The 26,408-nt window shown below is 37.9% G+C and carries 24 protein-coding genes; 14 read left to right on the top strand and 10 right to left on the bottom strand.

Features of this window, described 5'->3' with window-relative positions; translation table 11 throughout:
- Positions 1 to 139: 139 nt before the first annotated feature.
- The 3 genes from AC07U8_RS15795 (at position 140) to AC07U8_RS15785 (ending at position 5,220) form a co-directional block, all read left to right on the top strand.
- A complete protein-coding gene (locus tag AC07U8_RS15795) occupies positions 140 to 2,467 on the top strand; it encodes a TonB-dependent receptor (RefSeq protein WP_494738250.1) in 2,328 nt (775 codons plus the stop codon).
- A gap of 17 nt (positions 2,468 to 2,484) precedes the next feature.
- Positions 2,485 to 3,678, top strand: coding sequence for an LLM class flavin-dependent oxidoreductase (locus tag AC07U8_RS15790; RefSeq protein ID WP_494738249.1), 1,194 nt, complete (start codon positions 2,485 to 2,487; stop codon positions 3,676 to 3,678).
- 303 nt (positions 3,679 to 3,981) lie between these two features.
- Positions 3,982 to 5,220, top strand: coding sequence for an NADH:flavin oxidoreductase/NADH oxidase family protein (locus tag AC07U8_RS15785; protein WP_209827349.1), 1,239 nt, complete (start codon positions 3,982 to 3,984; stop codon positions 5,218 to 5,220).
- 250 nt (positions 5,221 to 5,470) lie between these two features.
- On the opposite strand, the gene AC07U8_RS15780 is transcribed toward AC07U8_RS15785, so the two are convergent.
- From AC07U8_RS15780 to folE2, 4 genes are all read right to left on the bottom strand, one after another.
- Positions 5,471 to 5,884, bottom strand: coding sequence for a MerR family transcriptional regulator (locus AC07U8_RS15780; protein WP_004717464.1), 414 nt, complete (start codon positions 5,882 to 5,884; stop codon positions 5,471 to 5,473).
- A gap of 252 nt (positions 5,885 to 6,136) precedes the next feature.
- Complete coding sequence (locus AC07U8_RS15775; protein WP_494738248.1) at positions 6,137 to 7,492, bottom strand: dihydroorotase; 1,356 nt, start codon at positions 7,490 to 7,492, stop codon at positions 6,137 to 6,139.
- Complete coding sequence (locus AC07U8_RS15770) at positions 7,482 to 8,042, bottom strand: gamma carbonic anhydrase family protein (protein WP_096734853.1); 561 nt, start codon at positions 8,040 to 8,042, stop codon at positions 7,482 to 7,484. Before AC07U8_RS15770 ends, AC07U8_RS15775 begins: the two co-directional genes overlap by 11 nt.
- A gap of 51 nt (positions 8,043 to 8,093) precedes the next feature.
- The gene (gene folE2 / locus AC07U8_RS15765; RefSeq protein WP_314340742.1) at positions 8,094 to 8,996 is read right to left on the bottom strand and encodes a GTP cyclohydrolase FolE2; all 903 of its coding nucleotides are present in this window, start codon (positions 8,994 to 8,996) and stop codon (positions 8,094 to 8,096) included.
- 110 nt (positions 8,997 to 9,106) lie between these two features.
- Here folE2 and AC07U8_RS15760 point away from each other — a divergent pair, with 110 nt between their 5' ends.
- Entirely contained in the window at positions 9,107 to 9,865 is a 759-nt protein-coding gene (locus tag AC07U8_RS15760) for a D-Ala-D-Ala carboxypeptidase family metallohydrolase (RefSeq protein WP_494738247.1), read from the top strand.
- A gap of 305 nt (positions 9,866 to 10,170) precedes the next feature.
- Positions 10,171 to 11,397, top strand: a complete 1,227-nt coding sequence (gene zigA / locus AC07U8_RS15755; protein WP_494738246.1) for a zinc metallochaperone GTPase ZigA — start codon at positions 10,171 to 10,173, stop codon at positions 11,395 to 11,397.
- Positions 11,398 to 11,494: 97 nt separating this feature from the next.
- On the opposite strand, the gene AC07U8_RS15750 is transcribed toward zigA, so the two are convergent.
- From AC07U8_RS15750 to AC07U8_RS15740, 3 genes are all read right to left on the bottom strand, one after another.
- A complete protein-coding gene (locus AC07U8_RS15750) occupies positions 11,495 to 13,735 on the bottom strand; it encodes a TonB-dependent siderophore receptor (protein ID WP_151802310.1) in 2,241 nt (746 codons plus the stop codon).
- A 281-nt stretch (positions 13,736 to 14,016) separates the two neighbouring features.
- Positions 14,017 to 14,205: a hypothetical protein gene (locus AC07U8_RS15745; RefSeq protein ID WP_004823360.1), complete on the bottom strand. Its 189-nt coding sequence runs from the start codon at positions 14,203 to 14,205 to the stop codon at positions 14,017 to 14,019.
- A gap of 196 nt (positions 14,206 to 14,401) precedes the next feature.
- A complete protein-coding gene (locus tag AC07U8_RS15740) occupies positions 14,402 to 14,980 on the bottom strand; it encodes a DJ-1/PfpI family protein (protein WP_151802030.1) in 579 nt (192 codons plus the stop codon).
- Positions 14,981 to 15,129: 149 nt separating this feature from the next.
- Between AC07U8_RS15740 and AC07U8_RS15735 the strand changes: the two genes are divergently transcribed.
- A complete protein-coding gene (locus AC07U8_RS15735) occupies positions 15,130 to 15,603 on the top strand; it encodes a hypothetical protein (protein WP_151802029.1) in 474 nt (157 codons plus the stop codon).
- A 159-nt stretch (positions 15,604 to 15,762) separates the two neighbouring features.
- Here the strand turns inward: AC07U8_RS15735 and AC07U8_RS15730 are convergent, their stop codons facing one another.
- On the bottom strand, positions 15,763 to 16,281 hold the full coding sequence (locus AC07U8_RS15730) for a chromate transporter (RefSeq protein WP_004823357.1): 519 nt from the start codon (positions 16,279 to 16,281) through the stop codon (positions 15,763 to 15,765).
- A 6-nt stretch (positions 16,282 to 16,287) separates the two neighbouring features.
- Positions 16,288 to 16,869: a chromate transporter gene (locus tag AC07U8_RS15725; RefSeq protein ID WP_494738245.1), complete on the bottom strand. Its 582-nt coding sequence runs from the start codon at positions 16,867 to 16,869 to the stop codon at positions 16,288 to 16,290.
- Between the two features lie 164 nt (positions 16,870 to 17,033).
- Between AC07U8_RS15725 and AC07U8_RS15720 the strand changes: the two genes are divergently transcribed.
- The 3 genes from AC07U8_RS15720 to AC07U8_RS15710 all read left to right on the top strand — a co-directional run bounded on the left by AC07U8_RS15720 (position 17,034) and on the right by AC07U8_RS15710 (position 21,532).
- Positions 17,034 to 17,918, top strand: a complete 885-nt coding sequence (locus AC07U8_RS15720; protein WP_151802028.1) for a LysR family transcriptional regulator — start codon at positions 17,034 to 17,036, stop codon at positions 17,916 to 17,918.
- A gap of 242 nt (positions 17,919 to 18,160) precedes the next feature.
- Complete coding sequence (locus tag AC07U8_RS15715; protein ID WP_494738244.1) at positions 18,161 to 20,233, top strand: M13 family metallopeptidase; 2,073 nt, start codon at positions 18,161 to 18,163, stop codon at positions 20,231 to 20,233.
- 267 nt (positions 20,234 to 20,500) lie between these two features.
- Entirely contained in the window at positions 20,501 to 21,532 is a 1,032-nt protein-coding gene (locus AC07U8_RS15710) for a hypothetical protein (RefSeq protein WP_419262067.1), read from the top strand.
- A gap of 54 nt (positions 21,533 to 21,586) precedes the next feature.
- Here the strand turns inward: AC07U8_RS15710 and AC07U8_RS15705 are convergent, their stop codons facing one another.
- Complete coding sequence (locus tag AC07U8_RS15705) at positions 21,587 to 22,579, bottom strand: putative solute-binding protein (protein ID WP_154129234.1); 993 nt, start codon at positions 22,577 to 22,579, stop codon at positions 21,587 to 21,589.
- Between the two features lie 372 nt (positions 22,580 to 22,951).
- On the opposite strand from AC07U8_RS15705, the gene AC07U8_RS15700 reads away from it, so the two are divergent.
- From AC07U8_RS15700 to AC07U8_RS15680, 5 genes are all read left to right on the top strand, one after another.
- A complete protein-coding gene (locus AC07U8_RS15700; protein ID WP_494738243.1) occupies positions 22,952 to 23,473 on the top strand; it encodes a hypothetical protein in 522 nt (173 codons plus the stop codon).
- Positions 23,474 to 23,764: 291 nt separating this feature from the next.
- Positions 23,765 to 24,259, top strand: coding sequence for a DinB family protein (locus AC07U8_RS15695; protein ID WP_419315262.1), 495 nt, complete (start codon positions 23,765 to 23,767; stop codon positions 24,257 to 24,259).
- Between the two features lie 62 nt (positions 24,260 to 24,321).
- A complete protein-coding gene (locus AC07U8_RS15690) occupies positions 24,322 to 25,158 on the top strand; it encodes a hypothetical protein (RefSeq protein WP_419315265.1) in 837 nt (278 codons plus the stop codon).
- 496 nt (positions 25,159 to 25,654) lie between these two features.
- Positions 25,655 to 25,906 carry a DUF6364 family protein gene (locus tag AC07U8_RS15685; RefSeq protein WP_494738242.1) on the top strand — a complete coding sequence of 84 codons (252 nt, stop codon included), beginning with the start codon at positions 25,655 to 25,657 and terminating at the stop codon, positions 25,904 to 25,906.
- The gene (locus AC07U8_RS15680; RefSeq protein WP_494738241.1) at positions 25,903 to 26,310 is read left to right on the top strand and encodes a PIN domain-containing protein; all 408 of its coding nucleotides are present in this window, start codon (positions 25,903 to 25,905) and stop codon (positions 26,308 to 26,310) included. The genes AC07U8_RS15685 and AC07U8_RS15680 overlap by 4 nt, the downstream gene beginning before the upstream one ends.
- Positions 26,311 to 26,408 lie beyond the last annotated feature (98 nt).

Genomic DNA, 26,408 nt, shown 5'->3' with positions numbered 1-26,408 from the left:
AATTAAAAATGTCTATCTATCAGCAAAAATAGCTAAGTTTTTTATGGTTTTTTTATATAACACTTTGAAAATATTTAAATAAATAGAATGGCACAAAAGTTGCCAATAACAAGAATAGATTTATTTAAATGGAGTCAGCATGTTTAAGGTTACAAAAATTAGGCAGAGTATTTTAACTGCTATGTGGGGCGTAACGGCGAGTGTTTCAACACTGGCTATTGCAAATGATGAGATCGAGACTACACCAGCACAACAAGCACAGGTTGAAAAAGCCAAAGATGTCAAAAAATTAAGTGATGTGATCGTCACTGCACAATATCGGGCGCAAAATATTCAAAAAGTTCCAACTGCAATTACTGCTGTTTCGGGTAAGGACTTGGCTGCGAAAGGTTCTACTTTTATTGGGGATGTTTTAACCTATACACCAAATGCTGCAGCTGAAAACCCAGATGGGGATAGTCGTCCACGTTGGTATATTCGTGGTCTAGGTACGGGAGATGTAGCTGCATCGACAGTATTTCCTGTTGGCGTGTATGCAGATGGGGTTTATTTAAATGCGCCAGTTGCAGGTGCAGGTGACTTGTTTGATTTAGAGCGTATAGAAGTTTTACGTGGTCCACAAGGTACGCTCTATGGGAAAAACACCACTGCGGGTGCAGTCAATTATATTTCTAAAAAGCCTACTTTTTCAGATAAACCCAATGGATATGCAACTATTGGTTTAGGGGATCATAACCTACGAACATTTGAAGGTGCTGCAAACGGCAAAATTTCGGAAAATGTTGCGGTGCGCGGGGCTTTTTACTCTGAAGACCGTGACGGATATGCAAAGAATATTGCCAATGGTGAAGATTATGGCAATGTGGATAAAAAATCTTTTCGCTTCCAAGTGCTAGGCAAAATCAATGATGAATGGGATGCCTTGGTCAATCTACACAGCCAAACTTATAATGGCTTAGGCAGTAATGGTTCCTTAAGCGTGGGTAAATACTGGGGTATTTATGAAAGACCTAAAGGACGAGACACCAATTTAGATCTAGATGAAAACAATAAGATTCAGCATGATGGCGCATCATTAACCTTAACTGGAGATTTGGGGGGCGGATATAGCTTTACTTCGATTACTGCCTTTGATAAGACCACACAAAAGTCGATTTCAGATGGTGATTACACCCCTTATGATGTCGCACGAAGCTATAGTGATAATGAATGGCGTCAATATAGCCAAGAGTTTCGCATCACTTCTGATGCTGAAAAACGCTTAAGCTGGATTGCAGGATTTCATTATTTCAATGAGGATTTAGATTCCACTGGAGTCAGTGCACGTGTCAATAAAACATTGCCAAATGGCGCTGCTTCTCAAACTGCGTCTACGCCAGCATTTAGAGATATAACCTATAATCAAGCCACTCAAAGCTTTGCACTTTTTGGTAACAGTACCTATAAATTTACAGATAAATTTAAAGTGACAGGTGGTTTACGTTGGACCAGTGAAGAAAAAGATATTGATCTCAATCTGACTCAGATCACAACGGGAGACTATACAAAAGGCAGTTGGTGGAAAAAAGATGGCTATAGCAATGCTGTTTATAACCCAACCCCAAATGCAAATGGGTCAACAAGTCGCAATAAAACTTGGAATGAGTTGACCTATGACATCACGCCAGAATATGAAATTAACCCTAATTTAAATACTTATTTTAGATTCGCACGCGGTTTCCGTTCAGGTGGATTTAACACAGGTTTATCCAGCAGCTTAACCCAACTTGCCGACGTGAATCCTGAATACTTAAATAGTTATGAACTTGGTTTAAAGTCTACGTTATTGGACGGAGATTTAATCGCAAATGCCAATATTTTTTATTATGACTATAAAGATATTCAAACCAATTTACTGGTTGCAACAGAGGGACAAGGTGGAGGGGTGACCTCGGTTCTCGCCAATGGACCAAAAGCTGAAGTTAAAGGCGCTGAATTAGAATTAGATTATTCAGTGACTGAAAATCTACGTTTACGTTTTGCTGGTGCTTATCTTGACAGCGAATATACCGATTTCGTCGATAAAAACCCAGTAACCAATGTGGTTAATGCAGATAATACAGGCAACAGTTTAGTCCGTTCGCCAAAATACACTGTCGGTCTGGGTGGAGAATATACCTTTAATCTCAATGATGGTGCTCGTGTTGTTGTAGGTACAGATGCCAGCTATCGTGACCGTGAATTTTTCCTCGTAAACCGTCAAGACTATTCGGTAGATCCAATCTTAAGCCAAAAAGCATATACCTTATGGAATGCCAATGTTGGCTACCATAGCGCAAATAACAAATACCAAGTCAATGCTTACGTTAAAAACCTATTGAATGAAGAATATCAAGTACATGGCCGTCCAAATGGGCCCGCCGGACAATATGTTTTAACTTATGGAAACCCACGTCAAGTTGGTGTTTCTCTGACTGCTAAATTCTAAGTTATAAGGAGAACATCATGGGAATTGAATTTTTTACCCGTCTACCACTGCATGGTGAAGCAGAGTACTTAGCAGGCGATCCACGCAATCGTGGTGATTGGTCACGTGTCGCGGGTGTAGACAATACTGGTGCGACATCAAATTACCAAGTTGGTGATGACTTTAGCTATATCGACTATCTTAGCCAAGTGGCTCGTGCGGCTGAAATCAATGGTTTTGCAGGCGCACTGATGGTGAATGCACCTACAGGTGAAGAACCATGGACAGTGTGTTCCTTATTGGCAAGAGAAACCAAGCGGTTAAACTTTGTGACTGCATTCCAGCCTTATCATTTTAGTCCTTATAATGCAGTACAAAGTGCAGCAACGTATCAGCGTGCCACAGGGAATCGGTTGGTTTGGAATATTATCAACGGTGGCTCTGAAGTTATTCAGCGCCAAGTTGGGGATGCTACTCCGCACGATGACCGTTATATCCGTGCGACTGAATTTTTAGATGTGGTGAAAGGCTATTGGTATAATGAATCATTCCATTACCAGGGTAAATATTATTCTGCTGAAGGCGGTGGTTTAAAATACCCTCTGAATAAAGCTGAACTACCGATCATTTGTACTGCAGGATCGTCTGAAGCTGCCCGTGAGTTTGGTGCGAAGCATGCTGATTATTATTTAATGCGTGCTGAAAAACCCAGTGAAATTGCTGAATTGATTGCAGATGTGCACAAACGTGCTGCGAGATATGGGCGGGATAATATTAAATTCGGCTTATCCATTGATACGATTGCACGCCGTAGTGAACAAGAAGCGTTGGCAGAGGCACAACGTTATTTGGATGAAGCTGCTGAAAAACAACGCTTACATGCGTCTGCTGCACATGCAGGTTTGAGATCGGCACGCGTATTGAGTTTTGAAAAAGAATATAGTGAAAAAGCAGGCAGTAAAAACGTCGATGATTTCTTTATTCATCCCAATGTTTGGTCAGGCTTTGGCTATATTGGTATTCCACCAGGTGTTGCTTTAGTGGGAAGCTATTCGCAGATTATCGAGCGGATTCAAGAATATAACAGTATTGGGATTGATCTGTTTTTCTTGGCGGGCTATCCACATTTAGAAGAAGCCTATCGCCTTGGCGAACATGTTTTACCTTATTTCAAAAAACAGCGTCAGGCATTACAGCGTATTCCTGAAGAGGCAAAATATCGTATCGCCTAACTCCCATTGCAACATTTTAAAGCCAAGATCTTTAAACCAGTCTTGGCTTTTTATATTCATTTTTATCTTAATAAAAAAATAGTTTGGGTTGTCGTTGAAGCTTTGAACAGAAAACCTGTAATGGTTTAAATCATGTAAAGAAGTTATTGGGGGGCCGAAAGGTGATCAAATATCATTTTTTTCTGATGTAAGTCTTTGAATAAAATTAGTTCTTAAAATAATAAAAATTAAATGCGAAAAAAGGATTGACATTGAAGTGAGCTTTAATCTTAAAGTAACTCCATACGCTATGAGGCTATAAAAATGAACGTCTTTGAAAAATTAGTTTTACCCAATGGTACTCAGATTCCAAATCGTATTGCAAAAGCTGCGATGGAAGAGAATATGGCAGATCTCAATCATGCACCATCAGAAGAGCTCATGCGTTTGTATCAGGCATGGGCAGATGGTGGTGTTGGTTTAATCATTACAGGTAATGTGATGGTGGATCGTCGTGCGATGACAGGACCGGGTGGGGTGGTCTTGGAAGATGAACAGCATTTAGCGCATTTCAAGCGTTGGGCGAAAATCGCACGTTCTCAAGGCGCGCAAGCATGGTTGCAGATCAACCATCCAGGTCGCCAAATGCAGTCAAATTTAGGTCAGCCAACGTGGGCACCTTCTGCTGTGGCTTTAGATTTAGGTAAAATGTCAGATCGTTTTAATACTCCAATTGAAATGACTCAAGCCATGATTGACGAAGTGATTCAACGTTTTGCCAATACCGCACGTTTAGGTGAAAAGGCGGGATTTACTGGTGTAGAAATTCATGCAGCTCATGGCTATCTACTCAGTCAGTTCCTTTCGCCTTTAAGCAATCAACGTCAAGATCAATGGGGCGGTTCATTGGAAAATCGTGCACGTATTTTGATTGAGATTGTCAAAGCAGTACGTGCAGTGGTGTCATCAACATTTACAGTTGCTGTTAAACTGAATTCGGCCGATTTCCAACGTGGTGGTTTTAGTGCTGAGGATGCGCAGCAAGTGGTTAAAATGTTAAATGATTTGTCGGTTGATTTGGTTGAATTGTCAGGGGGGAGTTATGAGGCACCAGCTATGCAAGGCCAAGCTAGAGATGGTCGGACTTTGGCGCGTGAAGCTTATTTCTTAGAGTTTGCTCAAGAGATTGGCAAGGTTGCCCATATGCCGATTATGGTGACTGGTGGTATTCGCCGTAAACCTGTTGCAGAACAAGTCATTGACAGTGGGATCGATATGGTGGGGATTGCAACCGCCTTAGCAATCGACCCTAACTTACCCAACGAATGGAAACAAGGTCAGAATATCGCACCTGAATTGAAACCGATTCACTGGGAAAATAAAACCTTAGCTTCACTTGCCAATATGGCAACAGTCAAATTCCAGTTACAGAAACTCAGTCATGGGAAAAAATCGAATCCTAAGGTTTCACCTTTATGGGCCTTGATATTACAACAGACAGAAACGACATGCCGCACACGTCAGTATAAAAAACGTATGCGTGAGTATTCACATTCAGCTTAAGTACAGTGCTTTGTTCAGATGTTGGATTAGATCTGACAGACTGTACTGCGGCTGTGGCTCAAAGAGGATTTCCCTGATGCTTAGGGATGATCACCGATTAAAGTAATGATGAGAATACTGATCAAGCAGTTTTGACGACTTCAATGTTTGAGCATCATAGATAATTTATCAATGATTTATGCACAATTCTGAGCTTAAAGTGAGATTTAAGCTCAATCGCTTTTATGATTTTCCGATAACATGGGAATTTTTAACATTTATCATTGGCATAATAAAGATTCAGTAAACGGTTGGCGTTTTCTTCACAGGTGATTTCGTCAGGCTTACTATTGATTGCAGTGATCATGCTGCGTAGGTTTTGCTTACTGATCAACAACTTTTGTTCTAGATCTTCAATGTCTTTGATTTTACTTTCGAGTAGTCCAATCAGAATATCATGATCCCACTTGCCTACATTTGACGGTAGAAAGGCTTTGATTTCAGCCAATGAAAATCCAACTTGTTGCGCTTGCTGAATTAAAAATAATTGTTTGAGGTCATTGTCGCTATATTCACGATAACCATTAGATTTACGTTTTGCCTTGGGAAGTAGTTTAATTTGTTCATAATAACGAATCGTTGGGGTACTCAAACCACTTTGTTTGGATAACTCGCTAATGTTCATTTTACTGACTTCCACTTTACATTAAAGTTAACTTTAGACTTATGGTCGGGTAAAAGCAAGATGAAAAATAACGTTAAAGCTGAGGTCAATCAGGTTTAAACGAATATTGTGAGTCCTTTCGGTGGAAATTCTCCCATTGAATCAAAATCATTAAACATTTGTTGTGATGAGCTATATTGAAATTAAATAATGATCCATTTAAATATCAATAGTTTGCAATAAATTCATACCATTTATTTGTTACGTGCAATTTTAACGATTAATTTCAAGTTGTTGTCCCTGACAATTCAAAAACAGCTGTTGTTGATGCCAAGCAAGTTGCCCCGAAACAATTGTGGTGCTGACCTCATAAGCAAATGTTTTATGCATAAATGGTGTCCAATTGCATTTCATATAGTTTTTTTGATCTTTCACTGCAATGTGCTGTTGATTTTCTCGAAGGATCACTAAATCAGCCCAGTAACCTTCTCGAATATAACCACGGTCTTTGATCCTAAATAAGTCTGCCACTTGATGTGCAGTTTTTTGAACCAGTGTTTCAATACTTAGTTTACCTGCTGCAACCAGCTCCATCAGTGCAGGTAACGCATGTTGTACTAAAGGCAGGCCAGAAGGGGCATAAAAATATGACTGGTGTTTTTCATCCCAAGTATGTGGGGCGTGGTCAGTACCAATAATATCCAAGCGATTGCTATTCGCAAGGGCATTAATCAAAGCATCTTTATCTTGCTGGGTTTTAATCGCGGGATTACATTTAATTAAGTGGCCCAAAGTAGCATAATCAGCATCATCAAAACTGAGATGATGGGTACACACTTCTGCTGTGATATGTTTTCGATTTAAAGGCAGGTTTTTAAACAAACACAGTTCTTTCGCGGTGGTGATATGTAAAACATGCAACTGTGTGGCATATTTCTCGGCCAAAGATACAGCCAATTTTGAGCTTTCAAAGCAGACATGTTTATTTCTAATCTGCGCATGAATTTCTGCTGGAATATTTTCCCCATATTTTTGAAAATAGAAATTTTCTTCGGCTTTAATGGCAGGGGTAAACTCGCAATGAGTCAATAAAACCGTTGGAACATTTGCAAATAAGCGTTCCAAAACTTTAGGATCATCGACGAGCATATTACCCGTAGAAGCGCCCATAAAAACTTTAACACCACTGATTGATTTAGGATCAAGCTGTTCAATAATATTTAAATTATGCGCACTAACTCCAAAATGGAAAGCATAATTGGCCCGACTATGTCGTTTTGCAATCTGCTTTTTCTGGGTCAAAGCGTCTAGAGTTAAGGTGGCTGGATTGGTGTTTGGCATATCCATATAGCTGGTGATTCCACCAATTGTTGCAGCCATTGATTCCGAAGCAATATTGCCTTTATGTGCTGCGCCGGGATCTCTAAAATGAACTTGGTCATCAATCATGCCAGGAATTAACCACGAACCTTCAGCATCTATATTTTTCGCATGATAAGCCCCTGTAATATTGGGATGAATCTTTTCAATCCGACCATGTCGAATCAGTACATCGGAATAATACTGCTTGCCTTCATTGACAATATTGGCATTACGAATAATAAGATTGGGCGAATTTTTAAAACTCATTGTGCAATGCCTTATACCCTTGAACCAATTTGATATTGGTACTGACAACGCTTTCAGAAAACTCACTGATTGAAATATCAATGGGTGGAAATTGCTTTAAATCAGTTTTGGGGTTGATATAACTCATTGCAGGCACATAAAAATGATCGGGTAAATCACGACCATCAACCACTGCATTGTGACGAATCGCGCTGTGATGACCCACTTTGCAGTTAAATAACACACTGTTAAAGCCAACAAAAACATGATGTCCAATTTCACAGGGACCATGAATAATAGAGCGATGTGCGATTGAAGAATTTTCACCAATGATCACTGCTGCCCCAGCTTTGGAATGAATCACCACTCCATCTTGAATATTGGAATTTGCACCAATAATGATGGGCTCCATATCACCCGCGTCATTGGTTTCATCTGCTCTGATCACTGCATAAGGCCCAATAAATACATTGGCATGGACAATGACTTTTCCGCAAATAATCGCTGTTTGGTCAACATAGGCTGATTGATCGATAACCGGGAGATCACCAGATGGGTTTTTTCTAAGCATGACTAGACCATTTTAAATAAGTTAAACAATGAGGGGGGTTAAGATAAGGCATTACCATTGCCAAGCGCCCTGAGCAACTGCGTCATGAGCATGTAAACTTTCCGCATGAATCACTTTAAAGTTAAAGCCTAGAATGCTGGGATGATGGATAAATGTGGCATACAAGCGTCTTAATGCATCTTCACAAAACATCAGGTTTTGACCATTCGCAACAGCAAACGCTTGTTCGTCGATACGTTTTACCGCCGTTTGTACGGGTGTCATCAAGGCTTGCTCAGCCTGATTAATAAATAAAATCAGTGGGATATACTGAATGTTTTGATCTAATTTGAAATTTAACTGAGCAAAACTTCTTTGGCTGTGAGGCGTTGCTGCAATTGCATCTGTGCTATTTAGCCAACTGAGGATTTCTTGTGGGTCTAACTGAATCTCATGATTTTCCAATGCGGATGCAAATCTTTGTTGAATGATGTTTCTGGCTAGTGCTGCGGAACAAGGACAAGTAGATGAATAGGGAATTTCGATTTTTAATTCAGCATAAAAATCATCTTTTAAAAGCTGACAGGACAACACAAAAGGATAGCTTTTCCAGCCTGACAATTGGCTGACTAAGGCAGGGCGCTCGATATAAAGCTCACTATGAATTTCGATTTTGGCATGTGCTGATAAATCTTTATGGCTGGCTAAGAAATCCAATAAAGCGTCTTTAATATCAAGTAGCGCTAAATTTTTGATCGTGCTCAATTTCAAAAGTCGGGTATACAAGCGAGACATATGAATACCTTTGGCAAACACATCATCCAAACTGACATAAGCATTCACTTGGCTTTGGCAAAGACTATTTTCGAGATAAAGCGGAAGCGCGATTTTTTCCATACCGACCCAATCGAGTGGGTAGTAATAGTTTCTTGTGAGTGAGGATTCAGCCGAAACATCTGGAAGAACAAGATTCATAGGGGGAATAGCTTAAGTTGAAATACATATTGTTATGTTATAACATAACAATATTAATCAACACTACTCATCTGAGTTAAATTTACGCTATGAGATCATTGCAAATTGAGATGAACAAAAAATATTTGATCGGATTCATACTCTGCCTTTCTGCATGTAGTCAAAACAACTCAAATACAATTCATGCTATGCGTACAGTTCAGAAAACGTCACCACAAGTGCCATTAAAAGCAGACTTTCCTCAGCAGCAAGGTATTTTAAAACAAGAAAAAAATCTGCCGCCTGCTTATTTAAAATGGCTTAGTGAACCGAAAAATGCTGAAAGCGTTCAGGCCTATCAGCGCTTTTTAAAGCAACAAGGTATTTCTGCTTATATTCCTACTTTTGAATTTTTACAAACAGCCAGAGATTGGCAACAATGTGATGCATCTGAATTTGAAGTTCCGCCACAAGAGCTGTGGGGCAATATTGTGCCAACATTAAAAATTTTAAATCGTCTTGTGGATGAAAAAATTTTAACCCAGTTTAGCGTGACTTCTGTCTATCGAAATTTCAAGCTTAATCAGTGTGCAAAAGGCGCTCCTTCCTCCAAACATATTTTTAATGCCGCATTAGATTTTCGTATTGGTGATGAAAATCCGGACTTAAACCAACAGCTGATGATTCAAGAGCGCAAAGCAAAATTATGCCAATTTTGGCTGGATTCTGGTGAGGAACTTCAAATGGGCTTAGGCGTCTACGCATCAGGACAGATTCATATTGATAGTGCAGGTTTTCGTACTTGGGGGGCAGACCATCGCTATAGCTCATCACCATGTATCAATAACGCTTTAATTGGCAACAATAAAAAAGTGAGTGAATCGCCATGAAGTCAAATTTCATCCGTGACATCAGACAACTTTTAATACGAGAAATTCAAGCGATACATGTTTATCCACCATTAAACAATCTAAATCCTGATGTTTTTCAATCCTCAGCTTAGATTTATAGCAATTTAATAAACGCTGTAATCATCACCGAATGATTAAAACCGAATCATCAAATTGCAGCATTGAAAATGTATGTGCAAGCACAGCTAAAATTTAACTCTAAAGTGATCTGTTTGGAGTTATTCAGTCAGTATTTTCATGTTGATCTCGATATGAAAACACAAAAATATAAAGTGAGAATGCCAATGAATACTCTTTTAGCCACTCCGCAAAAACTTCCCGTCACCGTGCTTTCTGGATTCTTAGGGGCTGGAAAGACCACCTTACTCAATCATATCTTAAACAATCGTGAAGGCCGAAAAATTGCAGTGATTGTGAATGATATGTCGGAGGTCAATATTGATGCCGCTTTAGTTCGAGAGGGCGGTGCTGAGCTTTCAAGAACGGATGAAAAGTTAGTTGAAATGAGTAATGGTTGTATCTGCTGTACCTTAAGAGAAGACTTACTGGTTGAAGTGCGTCGTTTAGCACAGGATCAGCGTTTTGATCAATTGGTGATTGAATCTACAGGGATCTCTGAACCACTCCCTGTTGCAGAAACGTTTACTTTTGAAGATGAAAATGGGAATTCTCTCAATGAGTTTGCCCGCTTAGATACAATGGTGACTGTGGTCGATGCTTATAACTTTTTAAAAGATTATAGTTCGCTGGATAGCTTACAAGCGCGCGGTGAATCATTAGGTGAACAAGATGAGCGAAATGTTGTTGATCTACTGATTGATCAAATTGAGTTTTGTGACGTGATTGTATTGAATAAAACAGATTTGATTGATCAAGACGAGCTGGAAAAATTATTTGGCATTTTGCAGTCTTTAAACCCAAGAGCAAAAATTGAAGTTTCTGCGTTTGGCAAGGTGAATCTTGATCGAGTGTTAAATACCCAGCTGTTTGATTTTAACGAAGCGGCACAAGCTCCAGGTTGGTTAAAGGAATTAAGAGGTGAGCATACGTCTGAAACAGAGCAATATGGAATCAATAATTTTGTTTATCGAGCGCGCAGACCATTTCACCCCAAACGGTTTTTTGATTTTATCAACTCCGAATGGAAAGGCGTGATTCGTTCCAAAGGCTTTTTTTGGTTAGCCTCAAATCCCGAGTTTGCTGGATCTTGGTCACAAGCAGGGGCGATGGCACGCCATGGCGTTGCTGGATATTGGTGGGCAGCAGTGCCAGATGAACATTGGCCTACAGATCAACAAAGTCGAGACGCAATTCAACAAAGCTGGGATGCTCAAACTGGTGATGCACGACAAGAAATCGTGTTGATTGGGATGCAGATGGATCAATCTGAACTTATTCGTCAATTTGATGCTTGTTTATTAAACGATGATGAAATGGCGTTAGGCGCAGAAAAATGGCAAGAGTTTGAAAATCCTTTTAGTGGGTGGACTGATTCTATCATTAGCCATTAATTCATTATGATCCATTCAATTCAGCCAAAGCATTGCTGAGAATACTTGCAAGCATGAGCGCTTTTAATTATACGCTCATGCTTGGCTTTATATTTTATTAAAATTTAGCTCTTAAGGTGAAAGTTACATTACGTGGTTCTCCCCAATAAACACCATTATAGAAACCTACATTTAAATAGTATTTTTCATCAAATAAGTTATTGATATTCACACTTGCAGTCAGCTCATCACTTAACTTATAACTGGCAAAAGCATTGGCCAATACATAGGCCTTTTGTGTGACTACACCACCGTTATAGGCATTTGCAGGAGCTCCCCCCCATTTTTGTGAAATTTCACTTTGCCAATTCAATCCACCACCTAATGTTAGCTTTTCTGAACCTGTCCAAAGATTTTCTGGAAGAGTAATACTACTAAATAACTTTACTTGGTTTTGAGGAATATTGCTTAAAGCATTGGCGTTTGCAGAACTTACGCTATTTACATAGGTATAGCCGAAGCTAAGATTCCAATTTTCCTGTAACTTTCCAATGGCTTCTAACTCAATACCATTGACTTTAAGTCCTTTGCCCGATGACATATATGCAGTATCCATCTCATCTACTTTTGGAATAGTGCCATTTTTTACACCATCACGATATTCAACATCTTCTACCGCAAGGTCTTTGACACTTGACCAAAATAGAGCAGCACTGGTCAATAACTTACCATCCAATAGATCCGCTTTAATCCCTAGCTCAGTGGTGCTTCCCATTTCAGGATCTAGATAATCGCCGAAACGATCTCGTCTAGTGGACGGATTAAATACATTGGTATAACTGGTGTAGGCTGTATAAGTATCATTAATATCGTACAAAATCCCCGCATAAGGCACCAATTGATCAAAGTTACGTGGCTTTGTAGGAGAAACCGGGGCATTAGGATCCCACTTGTCAACTTTATAGTCATACGAGCTATAACGTGCGCCCAAAATTAACTTAAGCGGGTCAGCTAAATTTAAACGTAAAGTTGAATATACCCCGTAAAGCTCTGTGGTATTGGTATTTCCAGCTCCAGTTTTCTCATAGGTTGGTTTTGGAATATTACCTGTCCAATTACGATAATCAGGTATAGCTGCTGGATACTCGAGATTGCTTTTTACACTCAATGAGGTATTTTCACTTTTAAAACCACTATAACCAATGATTAAATCATGTTGGCGATTTAACAACTGAAATGGTCCTGTGGCATACAAATCAATATTGAGTTTTTTACTTTCAGCATAAGGGCTAACACTGGTCCATAGACTCAGCCCTTTTCCTGTGCTTGGGTCTGGAAAGCCACTACCACCATAAGCCACCATCCAACTATTATCCGAGGTGCTGTGGGCAATCGCTGCTTTAACCAGCCAGTCATTGGCAAAAGTATGTTCAATATCAGCAAAAACGGTTTTATCAGTATTGGCAATTGAACTCCAGTCCGCAGATAAACTAAAGTTTCGCGGAAAATTTGCTTTGCTTCCATCAGCATTAAAATAAGGCACTGTACCCCACGTTGAGCCTTTAGGATCATTGTCTTGATATTGAAACCCGACTGAGGCTGTTGTTGTTGGGGTTAAATCTGCACTGATAATCCCCATTGCGGCTGTGGACTTGAGCTTATAACGATCCATATAGGACTCTTTATCGGTATACGCTGCCATGAATCGACTTCGAACACTGCCATCTTGAGTCAGTGGAATGGATACATCGGCTTCTACACGGGTATTGTCCCATGAGCCATAAGTTGAGCTGACATTGCCCTTAAACTCTTTTTCAGGACGCTTACGTACCATATTGATGGTTGCAGAAGGGCTGCCTGTAGAACCAGTTAAGCCAGAAGCACCTTTGATCACTTCAACTCGGTCAAAGAAAAAACTATCAAAGCGGGGAGCATTGTCTCCTACAGGCATACCATCAATTTGCCTATTGGTAATTTGAAAACCACGGGAATAGTAGTTAGAACGTTCACTGTCATTTTTAGTCGCGGTAACGCCTGGTGTTGCGGTAAGAACATCATCCAGAATGGTCAGCCCGCGTTGTTCAATTTGTTCACGGGTGACGACGCTTACAGATTGTGGTGTTTCTTTTAAAGATAATTTTAATTTTGATGAGCTTCTTGAGGATTTTGCTTTAAAACTTCCGCTTCCCTCAGTTTTTTCATCCTGAGCATCTGCTTTAACTGTAATGGTGGGGAGTACCGAAGTATTCGCTTCATTACTTTTTTGCTCTTGCGCAAAAGCACTATGGGAAATAGCACTGCAAATAAGAATTGATTTTATTGCAATGTTTAATGCCGTTTGTTTACGTAGATTGTCCATAAGAATAGAAATTAGTAAATAAGAATCGTTATTATTATCAATAAGAATACAAAAAGATACAAATAGAACATAATTTTTAAACTTTTTATTGGTGATATAAATACAAGATATAGTTGAATTTTTTAATTTAAATATATGATTTTTAATTATAATCTGTGAAATGGTGGTGTTGTGTTTAAGTTTAAATTTACACTAATAAATTGTAAAACAAGAAGTTTATATTTTATTTATCATTGTGATTAACTATTGACTGAACCTTATTCTGATCTCGAATTGAAAGCTTATATCTTTTTCCATTGTCGGTTTTCTTCTGAAAAATTAACCAGAAAAGAAATACCTGATTCATCACCAACAAGATATGAGGATGGATTCACCATCAGTACCTTTAATAAAGTCCCTGTTTCAATGGTAATTGGTTCTAAATTATCTTTATTTAAGGTAACGGGTTGGAGTAATTCAATGATTTCCACTTTTATACTAACCTATTGTTTGAACATAAAATTCTATAAATAATTATTGCACAGTGCAAAGCGCTTTGCTGAGATACAGCGTTAAAAAACGCAACATTGGTGGGTCTTTATGTAGCCTAAACATTTTTAAAGTTTCACTGTTGTATAAGGCTAAGTTTTCTCTCAGCGGAAAACTTAGCTTAGACAGTTTTAAATTTTATAAAGTAATCGTTGCACCAAGTACTTTAACAAATTGGGCTAACCAAGCAGGATGTGCTGGCCATGCTGGCGCTGTTACTAGGTGTCCATCTGTGACTGCTTCAGTGACTGCAATATCTGCATATTGCCCGCCTGCAAGTTTAACTTCTGCGGCACATGCAGGATAAGCGGAACATAAGCGTCCTTTTAATACATCGGCTGCGGCAAGCAGTTGTGCGCCATGGCAAACAGCGGCAATTGGTTTTTTAATCGCATCAAACTCGCGAACAATTTCGATTACTCGATCATTCATACGTAAATATTCAGGTGCACGGCCACCCGGAATTACTAATCCAACGTAGTTGTCGCTGTTGACTTGGTTAAAGTCATAGTTAATTGCAAAGTTGTGACCACGTTTTTCGCTATAGGTTTGCTCACCTTCAAAATCATGAATCGCCGTTGCAATTGTATCGCCAGCTTTTTTATCAGGGCAGACGGCATGAACACTATAGCCCAATCCAGTAAGGAACTGAAAAGGAACCATGGTTTCATAATCTTCTACATAATCACCCACTAACATTAGAATTTGTTTAGACATTTTTACACCTTTTGTTCAAATTTTATGATTTATTTCATGTAAAATAGCATGCTCTAGTTGCAGTTTTAAGTTGAATTTATACGGCTTTAGTCTTAATTTAACAGACTTAACTGTAATAAAAATTGTATTCAGTGATGAATGAGAAAAATATGAAAAAGTATCTATTGGGTTTAGTGATTGCGGCGGCTGCTATGAGCAACCATGCTGCAGTAGAAGAAACAGTGTATAGAGGAATGGGTGAGGCATCTGCACAGTTTCCAAGCTTTAAAAAGATGCAAAAGCAGGGGCTAATCAATAAAAAACCGGATATTTCAAGAAATGACTATAATGATGTATATAAATTAAAAAAACCGCTTCAATTTATGGGGCAAACGGTTGCACTGCTATCAGACGAATATATGACTCAGTATGCTGGATGTTGTGTCAGCGAGGGTTGGGGAGCGGTTTTAGCTAAAAAGAGTGATATGAAACTTTTGACTCAATTTGCCAAAACCAACCAGTGTTCATTAAGCAAAGTAGAATCAGATGCCAGTAACTATTATGGTTTTAAACTGAAAGCATTACCAACTGCAGAATATTATGAGCTTTCTTGCCGTGAACGTGATTTAGAAAACCAGCAGTAAAATAGCTAAATTAAGCTATATAGAACAATCGCGATTTAAATCTCTTATGCATTATAAATTTTCTCCCTCTTTGCTTTGTGTGATACATGGCTTAGAGGGAGGAAGATGTCTTGACAGACTCTTTATGAATGAACCTGTGTAGGCGGTCTTGATCAATATCTACAGAATTAAAGCACCTGTACCAGCACCAATCACCATTAACCAAACTGGGTGAACATTCTTAAACAGACTTAGACAAATGGTGATAGCGACGATTGCAATCAGTAAAATATTTTGAGCAGAGGCTTGGGCAATAATCCAAGCACTGACTAAAACCAAACCGACTGTAATAGGTTTTAACGCCTTTTCAAATTTCGCTCGAAGTGGATGACTTTTAAAATTATTCCAAAATTTAAGTGCGTAAATGGTGATGATTGAAGACGGACCAAACTTTGCAAAAGACGTCACGATCAATCCCATAGGCCCTGCGACATGCCATCCCACCAAGGGAACAATCATCATGTTTGGACCTGGTGCAGCTTGTGCCATTGCAAACATAGAACTGAATTGCTCAGCAGTCATCCATTGGTGAATCACAACCACCTGATGTTGCATTTCAGGTAAGATCGCATTCCCGCCACCAAAGGCCAATAAAGACAATTGAGTAAACACTAAAGTCAGTGCAATGAGAACATACATCTTATTTTACTCCTGAGTCACTTTAGTTTGATTAAATGCTAAAACTGCCATATTCACGGTGACTAAAATCAACAGTGTCAGTGCCAAGGGCAATTTAATCAACAGCATAAAAATAATGGTCAAGATAATGGTGAAATAGGTCAGCTTACTTTTCATGATTGGTTTTAACATCTTAAAACCTGTAGCAAACAGTAGACCCGCAGCAGCGGCAGCTAAACCTTGAATCATGTGTTGCACCATTGGGATATCTTGAAAACTGCTATATAACTGGTACAACGAGATAACAACAATGGTCGGGGCCAGCATAAGACCAAATACCGCACTAATCGCACCTTTTACTCCAGCAAAGTCATAACCAATCGCCACTGCCATATTTACAATATTCCCACCGGGTAAGATTTGGCAGACACCCAATAAGTCGGTAAATTTTTCAGATGTTAACCATTTCTGATCCTCTACAATTAAACGATGTGCGAGAGGGAGTACCCCACCAAATCCCATGAGGCCAAGTTTCATAAAGCCTAAAAATAATGCTTTGCAATTGGGTGTGGTCATGGATTGTTCCATTGGGATTGCTTCAGTATTCATTTAGACCTCTTCAATTTGCTGTGATGTACTTGGCTTGAATGTGATTATCTGCTTGTTGAGTCATAAAGAAAAATGCTATTTTTGCTGTTATTCATACCTAAAAAGTATGCTTTAAACGTGAATTAGCACGATGAAAATGAAAAGATCGATATTGAGGCAAAAAGATGATTGATATTCATAAGCTTAATGCGTTTGTCGCTGTGGTTGAGGAAAGTAATATTTCTCGGGCAGCGGTACGTTTGAATATGCAGCAACCGCCTTTAACACGTATTATCAAAAACTTAGAAGATGAATTAGACACAGATTTATTGAAGCGTTTACCGCGTGGCGTAGAAGCAACTGAAGCGGGTAAGGCCTTATACCAAGAGGCACTTACCATACTTGCGCATGCACAGGCTATTCCCAAACGCGTGCAAAATATTTCTAAAGGTTTGGAAGGGCAAATCAATATTGGTTTTACCAACTCAGTCGGTTTACATTCCTTTTTGCCTACTTTACTGCGTAATTTTCGTGAAGTATTTTCAGCGGTATCTATTCATTTGGAAGAAGATGGCAGTAGCTCATTGATTGATTCGATTATCAATGAAAAGAATGACATCGTTTTTTTGCGTAAGCCTGCGCCGATTGGTTTGGGACTCACCAGTTTGCACGTACTTGATGAGCCTTTAATTGTGGCATTGCCCAATAACCATCCCTTAACCGAACATCCTGATGCCATCCAATTACTTGATTTAGAGCCTTATGATTTTGTACTGTATCGCCGTTTAGCAGGACAAGACTTGTTTGATAATATTTTGGCCAGCTGTTATCAGGCTGGGTTTAGTCCAAAGATCGTTCAAGAAGCTCCACGTTTAACGTCGAGTTTAAATTTGATTGCAGCAGGGATTGGTTTGTCGATTGTTCCAGAGGCCATTCGAGATTTTTGGAACAAGCAAATTATTTACAAAGCGCTTAAAGCGGATACGCCGTGTATTGCACCAATTTATGCAGTCTATAAGCAGGATGCTGAAAATATCCGTTTAAAACATATTTTAAATTTGCTCGCTTAATTTATAGGTTGACTTGCTAAAGCTTAAGCTAAATTAGTGGATTTATATATTTTGAATATTTGAGCTGTTCACTGTGATTAAAGATCTAGATTGAGCTGTTTTGGAATAATTTATGCTTTGAAATTCTATCTTAAAAACAAAATCAGTGAATCATTGCATTTTTGCTACACATAAAGTCTGAGCTCAAGATTACTATTATTGTTTTAAATTCAAACCTTAGAAATAGAATTGAGGATATCGCTTTGAAACTTGGATTTGTAAAAAGTGTTTTAGCATCTGCAATCATGTTGTCATCTGCACCACTATGGGCTGAAACAACAGGGCAAATCACTCAAACCACTTCAGCTATTGTGAAAGATCAAAAAAAATCGGGGATTGATCATCAATATTTTGATCAAAATGTAAAAGGAAATGATGATTTTTATCAACATGTAAATGGAGGATGGTTGAAAAATACCGAAATTCCTGCAGATAAATCACGTTGGGGAACTTTTGATATTTTGCATGAAGAATCATTAAAACAATTGCATGATATTGTCGATGAGCTTTCAAAACAGCAATTGGTGGAAGGAAGTTCTGAGCAAAAAGTGGCAAGTCTATATGCCAATTTTATGGATGAAAAAAGTATTGAAGCATTGGGTATTCAGCCGATTCAAGCGGAAATTACCAATGTTGATGCATTGAAAAGTAAAAAAGATATTGCGCAATTGGCCGCACATTTTTCACGTATTGGTGTAACCAGCCCTTTTGATGTGGGTATTGACCAAGACATGAAAAACTCAACTGAAATGGTGGCAATGCTTGGGCAAAGTGGTTTAGGGTTACCTGATCGTGATTATTATTTAAAAAATGATGCCAAATTTAAGAAAATCCGTTCGCAATATCTAAAGTATATTGAAAAAACTTTAAGCCTAGCTGGAGACAAGCAAGCAGCACAGCATGCGCAAGGGATTTTAAAATTAGAAACGCAAATCGCCAAGATACAATGGAGTAATGTTCAAAACCGTGATGTAACAAAACTCTATAATATTTATAAAACGCAAGACTTAGCTAAACTTAGTCCAAAAATTGATTGGCAAATTTATCTAGAAAAACAAGAGTTGTCCGATAAGATTAAAACCATACAAGTCATTCAACCAAGTTACTTCAAAGGGTTAAGCCCAATTGTTGACAATACCTCACTAGAGGTTTGGAAAGCTTATTTTAAATTTCATTTAGTTAGTGATTTTTCATCATTGCTTAGTCAAGCTTTCGTAGACAATAGCTTTGATTTTTATAGCAAACAGCTCAGAGAAATTAAGGAGCAGAAACCACGTTGGAAGCGTGGTGTGCAATTGGTTGAGGGAACTTTAGGTGAAAGTTTGGGCCAGATTTATGTGAAAAAGTATTTTTCTGCTGAGAAAAAACAACGCATGGAAGTCTTGGTGCAAAACTTAATGAAAGCTTATTCTCAAAGCATAGACAAACTGGATTGGATGAGCCCAACCACGAAAGTTCAGGCGCAGAAAAAGTTAGCAAGTTTTGCGGTGAAAATTGGCTATCCAAACAAATGGCGTGATTATTCAGCTTTAGAAATCAAAAATAATGACTTGATTGGTAATGTGATCCGTTCACGTGAATTTGAACATCAATATGCCTTGAATAAATTGGGCAAGCCTGTTGATCGTGATGAATGGGGCATGACACCGCAAACCATCAATGCTTATTACAATGCTTCATTAAATGAAATTGTCTTTCCAGCAGCAATTTTACAACCTCCATTCTTTGATATGGATGCCGATGATGCGGTGAACTATGGTGCGATTGGTGCAATTATCGGACATGAGATCAGTCATGGCTTTGATGACCAAGGCAGTCAGTTCGATGAATTGGGCAATATGAAAAACTGGTGGACGGCAGAAGACCATCGAAAATTTAAAGAAAAAACCAATACATTGGTTGCTCAATACAACGCTTATGAGCCAATCAAAGGTTATCATGTCAATGGTGAGTTAACCTTAGGTGAAAATATTGCTGATAACTCTGGATTGGCAATTGCTTATAAAGCTTATCAACTGTCTTTAAATGGCAAGGCTGCGCCAGTATTGGATAATTTAACAGGTGAACAACGCTTTTATATTGGTTGGGCACAAGCATGGCGTTCTAAAATTACTGATGCAATGCAAGTTGAATTCTTAAAAAGAGATCCGCATTCACCTGATAAAGTTCGTGGCAATGCCACCTTGCTAAATCAAGCACCATTTTATAATGCTTTTCACATTCAGCAGGGCGATAAAATGTATTTACCAGCCAATAAACGCGTGACCATTTGGTAATAATCTGACCTAAAAGCCTGCCAAGCTGTATCAAGACTTGGCAGGCTTTTTTATATTTTTTTCACATGTCGTATAAAAAATGGCAGTGGAATAGATGTCTAGATAGAGCTTTTTAAGTTTTAACTTAATTGATTATCTCTAATCATTTTTTATGTGATTCTCTTATCACTTTATTTCGATAAATAGTCAATAAATTCAATGTAATAAGTTTGTTGTTTTGGGCGTTTTAAGATATTTTTATGCATAAATATAATTGAGAAATGTCCGGTGAATTTAAAAACATTCTTATTGTTGGGTGGGGTCGCTTTTGTATTGCAGGGTTGTACAACCATGAATACATCAACATCAGACACTTTTAAACAATATGCTTCTGCTCAAGAACTCATTGATAAGCACAATATTAATGAAAACAATAGTGCATCTAAAGAGTATGTTTATGATTGGGGATCAAAACAAAGCGATCAACAGGTGCAGTCTTTAACACCGAAAAGCTACTTAAGTCGTTACTGTAGTGCCAAGGGTGGTCATTTTTCTCAAGTGCAAAAAAGCTCAATGAGTTTGGTTAAGGATATTTGGGCAAAAAAATTATTAAATACTTATAACAGTGTAAAACAGGGGATCGGTGCATACCAATGTACTGAAAGTACTGGTCAGCAATGGTATGTATCCATCGAACCTTTATCTGAACGTAAACTCGACCAAACTGGAACTCGGGTTGTAAATTTGCAAACCAAAGTTTTATCTTTGGATGAGCTTAATAAATTCTATAACAACAAAAGCAATATGGCGGCAGTTGCCCAAGAAAAGAAATCTAAAAATAGTCATTCAAAAAGCAGTGATGCAAAAAGCACTGATATAAAAATGAATAATTTAAAAAATGCTGCTATCAACAATGTAGCAAAAAATACCCCTGTTAAAGTCATGGAAGAAAAAAAGCCAGTCGCCGCAGTTACAGAAGAAGTAAAAGAAAAGCCTCAGCCTGAAAAAACAATAACGACACCGCAGTCACAACAGATGCAATTATATATTTCTGCACGTAAAGAGTTAGGGCGTGGGCAAAATCAGATCAATGCCTGTAACAATGCTGAACGTGCTTATAATTATGGGCGTTTGCATGGAACAAGTGGAATTAATGTCTATGCTGAGTCAGGTGTATTGGTAGCAAGATGTTTAACCAATGTGCCAAGTTATAGTCAGCGCTTTTCTAATCCGCAAGATCGAGCCAAACGAATTTTGCAGAATTTGGCGGGTAATCAAAATCATGCAGTTGCCAAACATATGCTAAAGCAGATTAAGTAATGGAATAAGGTGTTTCACCTCAACAAAGTGAAACACCCGAATAAATGAAAAGCGTTATTCATCATTCAATGAACACTCAAAACTACTCGGATTCTCTTTACAGCGAACTTTTTTGAGGAAATTCATCATTTGCGGATCATAAATACCTGATTTAGTCAGTGCAATACGAGATTCACGCATCATTTTGATATAGTTCAGTTGTTCATTGGCAGGGATATTCATCCAATATTTTGCAGGAATTTCTTTTTCATATTTGGCTACGATGTTAAATGTTCTACCTAATTGGCTTGCGACCCAAGTTCGAGATTTTTGTCCAAAGCCTTGAGGGAATTTGTCTTTGCGAATAATAAAATTGGCCGAAATTTGAGTTAGTGGGAATTTTACGATGCCGCCTTTTTCTCCTAAGCCCTTATAGAGCTCAAAGGGTTTAAATGCAACAACAGGTGCAGGAAGGATATCAATTTCATGATTGTTAAATTTAGCGCCTGCACTGGTGACATCAACAGAAACAGCTTGTGCGCCCACTTGTTGAACCAATTTTGGTTGTGCTTCGTCATAACGGAACACCCCAATTTTTTTACCAGCAGCTTTGGCTAATGTGTTGATATTTTTGTCATTTACAAATAGATATGCAGGGCCAATTGTACCCAATCCTGCAATTTCATAAGGGCCATTGATCATCTTTTCCGCTGCTCGGGGTAAAGACAATAATTTATAGGCTGAAATGGCTGTTTTCATATCCGTTAATGCACCGATCGCATCTAAGGAGCCAATATATTTATTAAATTGGCGACCACGTAAACCACTGATAATGGCACCATCACATTTACCCACTTTTAAGTCTTCTGCAGCGAGCCTTTCGTCAGTAACGGCTCTTAAATCTATATCAGCGCCCCAATTTTTTGCTTCAAGTGCATAATCTTTAGCTAGGGCATATGCATCACCTGCTTTACCAACCGGATCAAAAACACATACAACTTGCTTTGCAAAAGCAGGCATTGAAAGTGCGAATAAAGTAGTTATTGTGAGAGTTTGGACCATTTTCATATATATTTCCCTATAAACAGTTATGGAATATCTTATTAAAACGTATGTGCTATTGATGAACTAATGACCAACAGGATTGTTTTTTATGTCAGAAAATCCAACAAATGTAGGTTTTTGAATATAAATTATCGATTGAGATCTGAGATATTGGTCTTTTAGATATTTAATCAGTTTGAGCTAGATGATGGATTAAGAAAGTATTTTATTTTTGAAATTTGAGATGCTTTCTATTTTTAAATACCACCTAAATATTGAATCCAGTTTAGCTCAGCAAATAAGATTATTTTCAGTATAGGTTGTTTACAGAGTCATAATAGGCGAACAGGTAGCGCTTGTGATACAAAGGATTTAATTTCGAATTGGACTTTGTTTATGTCACGCCAAATTTTCTCCTCAATGCATTCTAAATTTTCCCATATGGGTCGTTCTGTATTTATGGCGACGGCATTAATGGGAACAGCACAATTTGCTGTCGCAGGGCCAACCGTTGATCAACTTAGCGATTGTTTGGTAAAAGCAACTACAGCAACAGATAAAACTACAGTATTGCAGTGGACCTTTGCTGCACTATCTACACACCCTGATCTAAAAGCATTGAGTAATGTTAGTGATGCACAAAGAACACAACTCGATCAAAAGTTTGCTCAGGTTTTGCAACGGGTGATTGTAGAACAGTGTGCCGCACAGACCAAAGCAGTGATTGCAGCTGAAGGTGTGCAAGCAGTAGGTGACAGTTTCCAAGAGTTAGGTCGTACGACAGGCGAAGATATTATTAAAAACCCAGAAGTGAAAAAACAGTTACAGGGTGTATTGCGATATATCGACTTAAATAAATTGGTGATGACTTTTTTAACCCCTGATATTTGGAATAAGTTGGGTGTGATCCGCCCATAAATTACCTTACCTTTACGGAGCAAGACTTCTTATCTGTTTAAAGGAGACGAAATATTCATGATGCAATTGAAATCATTATAGAAATCTCAAAGAAGCTCCTCTTACTATTGAAAGGGTTTGGGGAGTGGAATGAATGCATCAAGAAAGCTTGTTTAAAGTGACATTGTTAAAATTAGATTGAGTTTTGGTCTGTAAAAAATTGATGATTGAGGGTATTTAAAAGATTGAGTTTTTTCAGTGATTGCATGCTATCTTGATGATTTGATTCAAAGAAAGCTTTAGGTCAATTTAATGAATTTTGAAAAACTCTTTTTATATAAACAATGGTCAGATCAGCGTTTATTTAAAGCCATAGATCAAATTGATCAAGTGCAATATTTAGAAGATTATAATTTTGCCAAGCAACAATTCAATCATATGATCATTGTCGAAGAGTTATTTAGATCTCGGCTAGAAAACAAAAAAACGGTGCACAGCCAAACCAATACAGAATTTTTACCCGCCTTAGATGAACTTAAACATCGAATTGCTGAATCACATTTATGGTTTATTGAATTTGTACAAAATATTCAATCGGAGCAACTTGCAGAAATTATTCATTTTCAATTTATAGATAAAAAAATGGGTAGCCTATCAATAGAAGAGATCCTCTTTCATATCATCAATCATGGAACATACCACAGAGGCAATATTGCGCATGCTTTACATCATGCTCAGGTGGTTCATCCTGCCGATACATATACGGTCTTTATTCATCAGTATGAATCTGAACGTAGAGTGGGATAAATCGTTATTATGATATATGTAAGATTTTGAATTAAAAACTTTAAGTGAATAGATAAATAAACATGGACAAGAAAGCAGTCACAATTTTACTTAAAACCATTAAAAGCTCGCAGGATCAAAATTTAGAGCGCTGGTTTTATTGGGATACATACATGCAATTCATTACTGAAGATGAGTTTGAATATGCAAAAAGCCATTCCGTTATGTTTGAACAAGAAAAAATAAGTCACAATGAAATCTGTCGCAGAATAAAAACAGCAGTTAATCAAATTGAAAAGCAATCTGTGGTGGATGCATTTATTTACAGTCTAAGTACAAGACGATTGGAGTATCGATCTTTTTTATCAAGTTACTGTATTGGTAAAAGTTTGATTGAACATGACTTTGTTTCCAGTCCAGAACCAAACTCAAATATATGTGCAGTTTGTGGGCTATATACGTATGAGTTTGAAAGACTCATTGAGTTTAATACACTCAATTTCTTTAAATATAAACATGGAAGCTGTACCGATAATTTGATTTCTGTTTTATTTGATTTGGAACAATTTCTTAAATTTCCTGTCGTTGAACCAAGCGATGAAGATTACAACATTCTCAATGAACTCAAAACGATAATAGAGACAGCTCAACCCAATGACAGAATAGCTCAACTTAAAAAGAGTATTTCTAAAGCACTCAAGTCCAATGACGATGAGCGTTTGGGGCTTTTAGAGATTTTTGGAGTGATTGGTATTTTGCATGATGACAAGCATTTTGGCTATGCTGAAAAATATGTGACATATCCAGAAAGAGAGCACCGACCGATTAGAAATGATGATGTGAACTATCCAACACGATGGTGGCAAGGACAGTTTGGCGTTGATGGTGAGAAATGGGATTATTGGTTTAATAATAAATAATCGGCAGCGCTCCTCATCTCATAAACGGAGGGAGAACATCCATTATTGGATGAATAGCATGATTAAGATCATATGAAGCTCCCTCCGGGAGAGGGTTGGGGTGAGGGAAACTTCTCGCAAAAAAATGACATTGAAAAGAAATAATATATTTGGATATCTGGGAGAGATTTTAAAAACTCAGGGTATATATTTTATGAACTATAAGATTGCTCTTGAATAGTATCATCTTGCCGATACATATACGGTCTTTATTCATCCGTATGAACCTGAGCGTAGAGCGCTTTGATAGTTTATAATTTGATAATTTTTAAATAGCAGATGATTTTTGTTTTCTGATATTAGAAATAAGTTAGGTATTGTGAAATCAATCCTTGTCTGATTTGTTTAAAATTTAATTGTTAAAAATTAACCAATACGTATAATTAATTAAATGATACGTATAATTAATTAAATGATACGTATAATTAATTAAATGATACGTATGAGGTGAAATCTTATGCAAGCGAAATTGACTTTATCTATAGATAAAAAAGTGATTGAACGGGCGAAACTTTATGCTCAGGAACATGAGCAGAGTGTTTCGAGTTTGGTTGAAGCTTATTTAGATCGTATTTCAGCATACACTGAAATTTCGAGTGATGTTCAAGCGCCTATTACTGGACGTTTGACTGGGATGTTTGCCGTTCAAGATCAAGGGCAAGATTATAAGGCATTGCTTTCTGAGGCTCGTATGGAAAAACATAAATGAGCGAGCGGATATTTATTGATTCTGATGTAATTTTGGATGTGGCTTTAGCGCGTCAGCCTTTTGTTGAGGCAAGTCAAACTGTTGTAGCGTTGTGTGAGAAAGGGCATTTTACAGGGTGCATTTCTTCGAACAGTGTTGCCAATATTTATTATATTTTGCGTAAGTTGGGCGGTGATGAGAAAGCGCGTCTTTTCATTCAACAACTTTTAAAATTCTTGGTGGTTATCCCTGTTGATCATGTTGGGATTTCTCAAGCGCTGGTGTCTAAGTTTTCTGATTTTGAAGATGCAATTCAATATTTTTCTGCGTTGAGTTTTGGTTGTAGCAAAATCGTGACGAGAAATATTCAGGATTATAAATTTGCTGAAATAAGTGTTGTTTTACCGAGTGCTTTTATCGGCTGAGGGTATTTTGCCAGATGAAAAAATGAGAAAAATAATAGATTTAAATGTATGCCAAATTTTAAAAACTCAACATATAAATCCTTTAAACAAAGAAAATC

The sequence above is a fragment of the Acinetobacter sp. GW821-FHT01E09 genome (assembly GCF_059422385.1).
Note: the sequence above shows the minus strand (reverse complement) of the source record. Positions and strands in the feature narration are given on the sequence as shown.

Bases quoted from the DNA above. Each gene is read 5' to 3' on its own strand.
- AC07U8_RS15730 (WP_004823357.1), bottom strand. From the start codon at position 16,281: ATGTATGTTCTCATTGCACTGACTTTAGTGTTTACTCAATTGTCTTTA.
- AC07U8_RS15770 (WP_096734853.1), bottom strand. From the start codon at position 8,042: ATGCTTAGAAAAAACCCATCTGGTGATCTCCCGGTTATCGATCAATCA.
- AC07U8_RS15750 (WP_151802310.1), bottom strand. From the start codon at position 13,735: ATGGACAATCTACGTAAACAAACGGCATTAAACATTGCAATAAAATCA.
- AC07U8_RS15735 (WP_151802029.1), top strand. From the start codon at position 15,130: ATGAAAAAGTATCTATTGGGTTTAGTGATTGCGGCGGCTGCTATGAGC.
- AC07U8_RS15790 (WP_494738249.1), top strand. From the start codon at position 2,485: ATGGGAATTGAATTTTTTACCCGTCTACCACTGCATGGTGAAGCAGAG.
- AC07U8_RS15780 (WP_004717464.1), bottom strand. From the start codon at position 5,884: ATGAACATTAGCGAGTTATCCAAACAAAGTGGTTTGAGTACCCCAACG.
- AC07U8_RS15740 (WP_151802030.1), bottom strand. From the start codon at position 14,980: ATGTCTAAACAAATTCTAATGTTAGTGGGTGATTATGTAGAAGATTAT.
- AC07U8_RS15760 (WP_494738247.1), top strand. From the start codon at position 9,107: ATGAACAAAAAATATTTGATCGGATTCATACTCTGCCTTTCTGCATGT.
- AC07U8_RS15720 (WP_151802028.1), top strand. From the start codon at position 17,034: ATGATTGATATTCATAAGCTTAATGCGTTTGTCGCTGTGGTTGAGGAA.
- AC07U8_RS15690 (WP_419315265.1), top strand. From the start codon at position 24,322: ATGGACAAGAAAGCAGTCACAATTTTACTTAAAACCATTAAAAGCTCG.
- AC07U8_RS15685 (WP_494738242.1), top strand. From the start codon at position 25,655: ATGCAAGCGAAATTGACTTTATCTATAGATAAAAAAGTGATTGAACGG.
- AC07U8_RS15775 (WP_494738248.1), bottom strand. From the start codon at position 7,492: ATGAGTTTTAAAAATTCGCCCAATCTTATTATTCGTAATGCCAATATT.
- AC07U8_RS15795 (WP_494738250.1), top strand. From the start codon at position 140: ATGTTTAAGGTTACAAAAATTAGGCAGAGTATTTTAACTGCTATGTGG.
- AC07U8_RS15700 (WP_494738243.1), top strand. From the start codon at position 22,952: ATGTCACGCCAAATTTTCTCCTCAATGCATTCTAAATTTTCCCATATG.
- folE2 (WP_314340742.1), bottom strand. From the start codon at position 8,996: ATGAATCTTGTTCTTCCAGATGTTTCGGCTGAATCCTCACTCACAAGA.
- zigA (WP_494738246.1), top strand. From the start codon at position 10,171: ATGAATACTCTTTTAGCCACTCCGCAAAAACTTCCCGTCACCGTGCTT.
- AC07U8_RS15705 (WP_154129234.1), bottom strand. From the start codon at position 22,579: ATGAAAATGGTCCAAACTCTCACAATAACTACTTTATTCGCACTTTCA.
- AC07U8_RS15680 (WP_494738241.1), top strand. From the start codon at position 25,903: ATGAGCGAGCGGATATTTATTGATTCTGATGTAATTTTGGATGTGGCT.
- AC07U8_RS15695 (WP_419315262.1), top strand. From the start codon at position 23,765: ATGAATTTTGAAAAACTCTTTTTATATAAACAATGGTCAGATCAGCGT.
- AC07U8_RS15785 (WP_209827349.1), top strand. From the start codon at position 3,982: ATGAACGTCTTTGAAAAATTAGTTTTACCCAATGGTACTCAGATTCCA.
- AC07U8_RS15725 (WP_494738245.1), bottom strand. From the start codon at position 16,869: ATGAATACTGAAGCAATCCCAATGGAACAATCCATGACCACACCCAAT.